At 50.2% G+C, this 8333-nt stretch carries 14 protein-coding genes; 9 read left to right on the forward strand and 5 right to left on the reverse strand.

Features of this window, described 5'->3' with window-relative positions; all coding sequences use genetic code 11:
• From NDA01_RS30660 to NDA01_RS30700, 9 genes are all read left to right on the forward strand, one after another.
• Nucleotides 1-163, forward strand: a 163-nt coding sequence (locus tag NDA01_RS30660; RefSeq protein WP_348231031.1) for a transposase, incomplete at its 5' end; no start/stop codon positions are given.
• 30 nt (nucleotides 164-193) lie between these two features.
• Nucleotides 194-589, forward strand: coding sequence for a hypothetical protein (locus tag NDA01_RS30665; RefSeq protein ID WP_348231019.1), 396 nt, complete (start codon nucleotides 194-196; stop codon nucleotides 587-589).
• Complete coding sequence (locus NDA01_RS30670; RefSeq protein ID WP_348231020.1) at nucleotides 559-909, forward strand: hypothetical protein; 351 nt, start codon at nucleotides 559-561, stop codon at nucleotides 907-909. The genes NDA01_RS30665 and NDA01_RS30670 overlap by 31 nt, the downstream gene beginning before the upstream one ends.
• Nucleotides 896-1363, forward strand: coding sequence for a hypothetical protein (locus NDA01_RS30675; protein WP_348231021.1), 468 nt, complete (start codon nucleotides 896-898; stop codon nucleotides 1361-1363). The genes NDA01_RS30670 and NDA01_RS30675 overlap by 14 nt, the downstream gene beginning before the upstream one ends.
• Entirely contained in the window at nucleotides 1249-2664 is a 1416-nt protein-coding gene (locus NDA01_RS30680) for a hypothetical protein (RefSeq protein WP_348231022.1), read from the forward strand. Before NDA01_RS30675 ends, NDA01_RS30680 begins: the two co-directional genes overlap by 115 nt.
• Before the next feature lie 241 nt (nucleotides 2665-2905).
• Complete coding sequence (locus NDA01_RS30685) at nucleotides 2906-3688, forward strand: SDR family NAD(P)-dependent oxidoreductase (protein WP_348231023.1); 783 nt, start codon at nucleotides 2906-2908, stop codon at nucleotides 3686-3688.
• A gap of 2 nt (nucleotides 3689-3690) precedes the next feature.
• On the forward strand, nucleotides 3691-3843 hold the full coding sequence (locus NDA01_RS30690; RefSeq protein ID WP_348231024.1) for a hypothetical protein: 153 nt from the start codon (nucleotides 3691-3693) through the stop codon (nucleotides 3841-3843).
• Nucleotides 3844-3923: 80 nt separating this feature from the next.
• Nucleotides 3924-4226 carry a DUF6582 domain-containing protein gene (locus NDA01_RS30695; protein WP_348231025.1) on the forward strand — a complete coding sequence of 101 codons (303 nt, stop codon included), beginning with the start codon at nucleotides 3924-3926 and terminating at the stop codon, nucleotides 4224-4226.
• A gap of 101 nt (nucleotides 4227-4327) precedes the next feature.
• On the forward strand, nucleotides 4328-5593 hold the full coding sequence (locus tag NDA01_RS30700) for an HhoA/HhoB/HtrA family serine endopeptidase (protein ID WP_348231026.1): 1266 nt from the start codon (nucleotides 4328-4330) through the stop codon (nucleotides 5591-5593).
• A gap of 125 nt (nucleotides 5594-5718) precedes the next feature.
• On the opposite strand, the gene NDA01_RS30705 is transcribed toward NDA01_RS30700, so the two are convergent.
• The 5 genes from NDA01_RS30705 to NDA01_RS30725 all read right to left on the reverse strand — a co-directional run.
• Nucleotides 5719-5877: a hypothetical protein gene (locus tag NDA01_RS30705; protein ID WP_348231027.1), complete on the reverse strand. Its 159-nt coding sequence runs from the start codon at nucleotides 5875-5877 to the stop codon at nucleotides 5719-5721.
• Nucleotides 5878-6058: 181 nt separating this feature from the next.
• Entirely contained in the window at nucleotides 6059-6760 is a 702-nt protein-coding gene (locus NDA01_RS30710) for a hypothetical protein (protein ID WP_348231028.1), read from the reverse strand.
• Nucleotides 6761-6834: 74 nt separating this feature from the next.
• On the reverse strand, nucleotides 6835-7164 hold the full coding sequence (locus NDA01_RS30715; RefSeq protein ID WP_348231029.1) for a hypothetical protein: 330 nt from the start codon (nucleotides 7162-7164) through the stop codon (nucleotides 6835-6837).
• A 301-nt stretch (nucleotides 7165-7465) separates the two neighbouring features.
• Nucleotides 7466-7636, reverse strand: coding sequence for a hypothetical protein (locus NDA01_RS30720; RefSeq protein ID WP_348231030.1), 171 nt, complete (start codon nucleotides 7634-7636; stop codon nucleotides 7466-7468).
• Nucleotides 7637-8170: 534 nt separating this feature from the next.
• A partial coding sequence (locus tag NDA01_RS30725) for a transposase (RefSeq protein ID WP_348231032.1) occupies nucleotides 8171-8333 on the reverse strand: 163 nt, incomplete at its 5' end.

Genomic DNA, 8333 nt, shown 5'->3' on the forward strand with positions numbered 1-8333 from the left:
CTGTGAGCTTTGGTATCTGCCGCCTTATTCCCCGGACTTGAACCCGATTGAGCATTGGTGGTTTGTGCTCAAGAATTGGCTGCGACAGCGATGGGATGAGTTTGCCAACTTTCGGGATTGTGTGGATAATGCTTTCAAACAATGTCCTAAGGTAAGTCCGTAAAGCTATACCATCTGGTATTCTGAGGACGCTGTGCGACAGGATTTGCAGCAGCCAACGGAGGAAAAAGCCAGAGTTTTAGCAGATTTACAACGCAATCCTTTAGCACTGGCACGGTACATCGTGCACGAATACGACAAAGAACAGCAACGGCGACAGGAGCGCTCCGAGGAAGAATTTGCAGATGTGGAGGGTAATGCTAACAACCCAGTGCAAGAATCGCGCTGGATCTCTTTACTACGGAACGATCACTATGGACAGTTAGTTGAGACACCCAAATTTCGGAAATTTGCAACAGATTATGTAGCAGGCAGATGGCGAGATTTAGCGATTAAGAGCGGCTATACCCACAGTTCAGGTATGGCGATGCCATCGAATAATGTACCGCGTGGTACGGTTTGTGTACCTCATCTTCCGGAAGGGATATAATTCTAAACCGATATCCGATCGTCAATTTCGACAATATTCGCCTCTATCGCAACATTCATGACTCAGAGTTAAAGAAAACTCGCAATGTCATCTGGATCAATCCTAGAGATGCTGAGGAATATCACCAGGCAGACTTTGACGGTGACCAACTAATGGTCAGTCCTGCTAGCGAGTTACCCAGCATTGCCAAGGAAACGCTGCGAGCTGTTGAGCCAGGGCGATTTGAGACGGTGAAGCGACGTCCGAAACTTGCTTATACCGAAGTTCCAAGTGACGATGGTGGTTTGAAGTACCAGGGCCGCGGCAGTGAATCAGAATAAGGTTGGGTTGGTGGCAACTAATATTGGACGGGTGCAATCGTCAATGCCGAGGGAAGGGGAGAATGGTGAGCGGTTTGAGCGCCGCCAACGAAAGTTACTCAACCATTTGTTTCAAGCACTTCAGGTAGAGGTTGATTCGCCCAAGAGTGCAGAGCGGCTAGAGGACATCAAGGAGATTGCAGGGGAGAATCTACTTTTAGATGCGAAGCGATGGTCAGAAGCTCATCCTAGCCATTTTTTTGATTTTAAGAAGGACGATCGCCTCTATCGCAGTTTTGCCATGCCTGCGGATGCTCCCGGTTCGATCAATGTTCTTGCCAGGGAGGTAGTCAATCCCTTGTGGGAGCCAACTCGCATTCGCAGCCGCGATCGCGGGGCGATCGCCATGAATTTCGTTATCTATTCCCTAAAGAAGATTTGTCGGTGGAGGCGTTGGAGTGGGCTGAGGAACTGAAAACTCGATTCCAGCAAGCCAGAGATGAGATTCAGGAACGGGTGGGGGAAGACCGGGATGCCTTTAACGAGGAATTGGGCAAGCTCTACGATCGCTATCGAGCTGAAATTAATCAGTTGCTTCCCACTCCCCAAGAACGGTTTGAAGGAGCCGCCGCCCTGTGGTATAACCAGCACACGCGCCCGAAAATGGATCGCCATCGCTGCGATTGCCTACTGCTGGCGAAACAAATGGATATCACGTTTGCGCTCCAGCCTGACTATGAATTATCGAGTGAAGCCCTGCCCAGAGATGCCTATGTGTTGATTGTCCCGTTTGGAGCAGAGGCAATTCGCTGGAAGGAAACTTTGGAGCGAAAAGGCATCCAGTTTGATGCGATGATTCATCCGCAATTACCGGTGATTGAGTTTGCGCTCAAAGACATTTCCCCGCACTTGGTGAAAAAGCTGGAAGCTAAGTTTGGTCAGAACATTAACGATCTCGATGCGCTTCGAGTCCCTGAGGATTTGCGAATTGTGCCTCCGGCTGATCACATCTGGGCCGAGTCGCGGCAGGATTCGGGTGTGGGGGCACTGGCGTACAACTTGTTTACAGAGGAAGTTTGTCAGCAACTTCAGGCCTTTCAGTCCGATGAGATCAAGATCTTGGGTATCCGTCACAACAATTTTGCAGATGAAAACTTTGCCACTAAGCAATGGCGCAATCAGACTGTGAGCTTGCAGCTGGGTGTGTTTGAGCTGCCCGAATCTCACCCGGAGTATTACCGCTACAATGGCACAGCGATCGTGCAGATGGATGACAAGAATTTGGGCACCTTTTCACCCGATACCCCCAAGTTGGCGATCGGCAGTTCCTTTGAAGCCACGCTACGTCCTGAAGGCTCTAGTGTGGTGCTGAAGTTGAACCTTAACTCAATTCAACTTCCTGAATCAGCCCTCCCCAGTTCAGAATCGGTTCAAAGCTCTGATGGGAACAGAAATCAGTGGCGCAAGGAACTGTTTGAAGGACTGGTGATGGCTGTGGGTACCACGTATGAGCAGTGCTCAGGTGGGGCTAGAATTGCTCAGTTTAAGCTGGGTGAGCAATGGATGGCCTATGTGCAACCGACAGGTGACTTTATTATCCGCAATGAGTCAAAGCAAACGATTTGCCGAGGAAATTTGCATACCGGGGATGAAACCGTACCACTCGCGGAAGAATATGCGGATGAACTCGAGAGGATGCTCCTCAAGCAGGAGCGATCGCCTCAGCCCGATAGACCGCGATCGCCCCATTCATCCCCCCGCCAATTCAGTCTTTGACTGGGGCTGGGGTTGATTTGAGCGTGATTCAGCCTCATGATCAAAATCAAGCAATGGCGACAATGCACGACCGCACTAAAGAAAGACACGGTTTCTGACGCTTCAACACCAAGCGAATCCTTCCATAATTAGCCGATCTGTGAGTGATCGGCGCATGCTTCTGTGGCTGATTCCTCATTTTGGTTGAGGAAAAGCCAGCTTAAGCTTTGTAACGTAGAGCTATTCTGTTCTTTGTCTGGCTATGACAACAGCTCTTATCACCGGAGCGTCTGCGGGTATCGGCTCTGCTTTTGCTCAGGAACTGGCGGCTCGTAAAACCGATTTGGTTTTAGTGGCTCGCTCTGAAACGAAGTTGCAGCAACTGGCACAGCAGTTGCAAGATCAGTATAGTATTCACGCCGATGTGATTGCTCAAGACTTGACTGCACCCTTAGCCGGAGCATCGGTCTTCGATGCCGTCAAACAAAAGGGATTAAACATTGACCTGCTGATTAACAATGCAGGTTTCGGTCAATATGGAGCCTTTGCAGAGCTAGATGGATCAGAGCAATTGCAGGCAATCCAACTCAATATTCTCGCTCTCGTCGATTTAACGCACCAGTTCCTACCCCAAATGCGTCAGCGCGGTCACGGCAACATCGTCAATATGGCCTCTACTGCGGCATTTCAACCGATTCCTTATTTCTCCATTTATGCCGCAACCAAAGCTTTTGTGCTCAGTTTCAGTGAAGCCCTCTGGGCAGAAAACCGTCGCTACGGGGTACGAGTCTTGGCGGTTTGTCCTGGGCCGACAGATACAGAGTTTTTCCAAGAAGCCAACTTTCCATCCCGATTGGCAAAGCGGGCCGCTCAAAACTACACGTCAAAAGAAGTTGTGGTGCGAGAAACCCTGGCCGCTTTAGAAAAAGAGGAACCGAATATTGTGCCGGGTGCTGTCAGCAATCAAATCTTGGCGAATTTATCTCGATTTCTACCCAGAGACACCGTGGTTAATTTGATTGAACCCTATTTCAGAAAAGGATAGCGATGAATATTCCTAATGGATTGGTGAACAAGGTTCTCAACTACTTGCTGGCTCAAGCGGATGCAGGAGATACAGAAGCAGAAGAACTCTTGGACGAACTGAATGAGTTGAGCGAATCTGGGCCAGCAGACAAAGCATTGAACCCAAGCGAGTGACGAAGAGAGCGATCGCCTAGCCAGTTTACAAGCTGACAACGCCTAAAAATTGGCCTGATCCCAGCAGGAGAATCAAATCAATGGCAACTAAACCGACCTGGCAACCTCATACCGAACCTGGCAAACTGAGTGCCAAAGACCGCAAAGAATTACCCGATAGCGCATTTGCGTTTCCCAAACAGCGAAAAGCACCCTTAACCGATGCCTCCCACGTTCAGAATGCCTTGGCTCGCTTTGACCAGGTTCAAGATGTCACTGACGCAGAGCGAGATTTAGCCTTTGCCAATATCCAAAAAGCGGCTGAGCATTACGGGGTTCACATGGAAGAGAGAAGCTGGTATGACCTGGGCAAGAAACCACACACTAAGAATCCAGCACATTGAGGATAAAAAACGACGCAACTTCAAAAGCAGTCTTTTCCAATCGCCCAGCTATCCTCAGCGATACCTCATCACAGAAGCCACTTAGAACAGAATTAAGCACCATGTCCAGCGATCGCAACTTCGTCAATCCTGACCTTCATCCTTCCGACTCAACTCGCAAAGCTGAGCAGCGAGCCATCTTTTGTCAGCGTTGGACACAGAGACTAGCAACTTGTCTGCTGATTGTGTTTATTAGTCTTGGTATAGGGTTTTTGAACCACAACTCTGCTCAAGCGTTACCACTTCGCCTAGGGAACTTGCCACCATTTGAGACAGGGCAAGACAAGGGTATTCTGCTGGCGCAAAATAGCGTAGGAGATAACTTTGTGACCGCAGCCTTAAATAAAGCAGAAGCAGCCGTGGTTCAGGTGAATGTGTCTCGCACCTTAGCCGGAACCAGAAATGTACCGGGTTCCCTGAGACCTTTCTTGGGCGGAGGACAACCCATGCCATCGAATAGCCGTGTGTTGCGAGGTATTGGTTCTGGATTTGTAATTGATTCCGATGGGTTGCTCCTCACCAATGCTCATGTCGTCGATGAAGCCGATACCGTGACTGTATCTTTTCAGGATGGTCGCATTCTGTCAGGGCAGGTGCTGGGCAAAGATCCGGTCACAGACGTAGCCGTGATTCGGGTACAAGCCGAGAACCTACCTACCGTCACCCTGGGAGATTCTGATACCGTTCGGCAAGGGCAGTGGGCGATCGCGATTGGTAATCCGCTCGGTTTGCAGGAAACTGTCACGGTGGGTGTGATTAGCGGCACTGAGCGATCGAGTGCGGCGATTGGCATTCCAGATAAGCGGGTTGGCTTCATCCAAACGGATGCGGCGATTAATCCAGGCAACTCAGGGGGACCCCTCCTCAATGCAGCCGGAGACGTGATTGGCATCAACACGGCCATTCTTCAAGGAGCGCAAGGGCTGGGCTTTGCCATTCCGATCAACACAGCCCAACAAGTGGCCCAACAGCTGATTACAACGGGACAGGTTGAACACCCTTATATTGGAGTGCAGATGGCGACTCTCAACCCGCAAGTGAAGCAGTTTATCAATACCTCTCCCAATAGTGGCATGCAGGTTGAAGCCGACCAGGGAATTTTGGTGGTTCAGGTGCAACCCAACTCACCCGCAGCGAAAGCAGGCGTGCGAGTCGGGGATGTGTTTCAAACGGTTGCCGATCAATCGGTTACCGAAGCCAGTAAAGTGCAGCGACTCATCGAGAAAGCGGGAGTCGGGGGTAAGCTACCCGTACAGCTGCAACGTCACGAGCGAACCGTGACATTGACCATCCAACCAGAGCAACTTCCCCCAGTGGAAACTCGCTAGTTTGGATCGTAGCTGCTCAATTGCTATTGCTGCATCAGGCAGGCAGCATGAATTTGCTAATTTCTGGAGCGACTGGAAGTACAGGCTCTAAAGCTTAGGGGGTAACAAGAAGGCTAGAACAACGACTAGAGACGAAAAGCAGCGTGTAAGCCTTGCTGAAGATAGGGTTGCTTATTGCCACTGAGTTGTAGCCAAGACTCTAGCCAAAGAGTTGCTACATCCATGCCATTTAACCAGGCTTCCGGAGATAAACCGACCCAGAAATCGCTATGTCTGCAACGCATTCTTCGGCCTTCTTTAGCTCGACAAATATAGCTGGCTAAGCCTTGAACACAAACTTCATGGCCAGCATTTCCAGGATAGGTTTGTGGTCAAGTAGCAAGCCTACTTTTTTACCTAGTAGCTCTATCCCTTGCTACACATCTGCTTCAAGCTTCCTATTACCCTCTGAGCTCGATCGAGTCCTCAGCCTCCTTCACCTCCAGCAGGCCCCATGTCCTCCTCTCCACCAGGGTAAACGAACGAGTCGCGTGGGGCGTAGAAGCAAGACTCTGGCACCACTTGCAAGGGAGAAGCTGGACGGAGTGCGTAGACGGGGTGATTGGGTTCTAGAAACTCAATGGAGAGCACTTGAAAGGGGGTAGCGAGTTCTCCAATATAGGGATATAACCCACTGATTAATCGGCCTCCGACCTGAGTGATATAGCGCAGGTGCCCCGCAGCGATCGCCGTAGGGCCATTGCCGATCTTGGCGCGGGTGCGGATGATGACAGTCCCCTCTACGGAGGTCGTTGCCGTCACCACTTCTCCATCCAGTTCGAGGGTGGTAGAGCCTGGAGCCGCTGGCACTCCCCGCTCTTTTACATAACCACGCATGACCTCGGAAGAGTTGAAGTAATGGGTAAAAAATCGAGCAGGTGTCACACCATCGGGGGCGAGATGTTCTGCCACATTCAGGCCGATATAAGTCAACGAATAGGCACCGAAACCTGTCGTTTGTTTTGCCGAATCGACCACATACTGATTCATATAAATGGCACGATTCTCTGCGGGCTTCAGGGTGCGCGGCAATAACCGGGCGCAAGCCTCTGGGTCAGCAGGAATCCAACTGGTATAGAGCATGCGGCTGTGGAGGACCATCTGCGGGGCAACAAGTTTCGGTGTCATCAATGTTTTTCTACTAGTTGTGAGTACAAAGATTGCGATAGAGAGAGTGCTGTTTAAGCTGCGGGCAACAGGTTCTAGGCTAGAACCTCATAGGTGATGGTGTAGTTGGCTCCATCTTCCGTAAACTTAGGATACCTCTCCCCTTGTCCCGCCTCAAAAGCTTGAACATCGACTGAACCGAGGAAGTCCGCATTGTCAGGGCCACCTGCATCTTCATCAAACAATTCAATTCTGGCCGTAGAGCTAAAGGGGATGAGGGGAAGACTAGACAAAGACTTGCTCTGGCGGTCGTTTAAGCTGCCTCGCCAAGTGTCATTGCCATTAACTTTAATCAGAGCTTCATCTGCACCCGTCCAGTCTTCTGTTTCTTTGCAATAAATGGAAATGAGTTTGAGCTGTGGCATTGTAGTTTTCCTTGTCAAGTAGAGATGAGATCAACCAGCAAGAAGTCTCCTTCGCTGATGAAAAGCCTCGCTGGCTCTTGCATTCACTGGGTGGAGTCATTGCTGATCACTATGATGCGATACTCTTCCTGCCAATCAACTCCTCCAGTTGACTCACCTAACAAGGTGAATCTAATGTAGTAAGTGGTGGGGATTGGGGATCAAACCCAGAGAGATTAAAATAAAAATCTTCAATCCTGGAAAAAATCGATTTGCTGTGTAGCGATCGCTGAGCATTATGTCTCTAACCTTGGGCATTCGGCTATTGGGAGGGTTTTCCATAATCTACGGCGATCGCCCGGTGGTAGAAATCACCAGTGAGTGAGCACAAACCTTGTTGGCCTATCTGGTGTTGCATCGCCAAGCTGCTCAACCTCGTCAGCGGATCGCCTTGAAGAATGGAAGTAGCTACAGGGCAGAGGGGAATCTCCATCAAGCCGCCTCTAGAGAAATCTGCAGGAGACTGACCAATTCACACCGATTCGTCTTCCCAGTTTTGAAAGGTTCATGGGGTCGATTACACTCACGCTGTTTCTACAAGGCATGACCGACGGTGCTAAATGGTACAAGTCGAGTTACAGGGCAATGGGGGCAAGGTCCCAGGCGAAGCGCGCTTTTTGGCGATTCTCTATCAGTAGGGATTTATGATTGAGCGATCGCCCTTCAGCCCAGAGCTACCGCAAGCAGATGTCGGAATTTTGGACAACTAGAAGGGCAATCAGCAGGTCGATAACTTGACTGCATTCTCCAATAGGAAAAAGCTAGAGAAGCGATCGTGCTGGTGTAGTGCAAGAGGCGATCGTTTTAGTGACGTAGCACTCAAGCCAAACTTTGAGATTCAGAAAATTGCCGATTTTGGGCTGGCTGTCCGGTAGAGTAGGGCAACCACTCAGTCACTCAAGCTGCGATCGCGCATCAATTTGCGAAGGGTCCGCCGGAGCGAGTCATTCCTCTGGATAGTATAGCCTTACGGACTTACCTTAGGACATTGTTTGAAAGCATTATCCACACAATCCTGAAAGTTGGCAAACTCATCCCATCGCTGTCGCAGCCAATTCTTGAGCACAAACCACCAATGCTCAATCGGGTTCAAGTCCGGGGAATAAGGCGGCAGATACCAAAGCTCACAG

Source organism: Trichocoleus desertorum AS-A10, assembly GCF_039962155.1.
Classification (GTDB): domain Bacteria; phylum Cyanobacteriota; class Cyanobacteriia; order FACHB-46; family FACHB-46; genus Trichocoleus.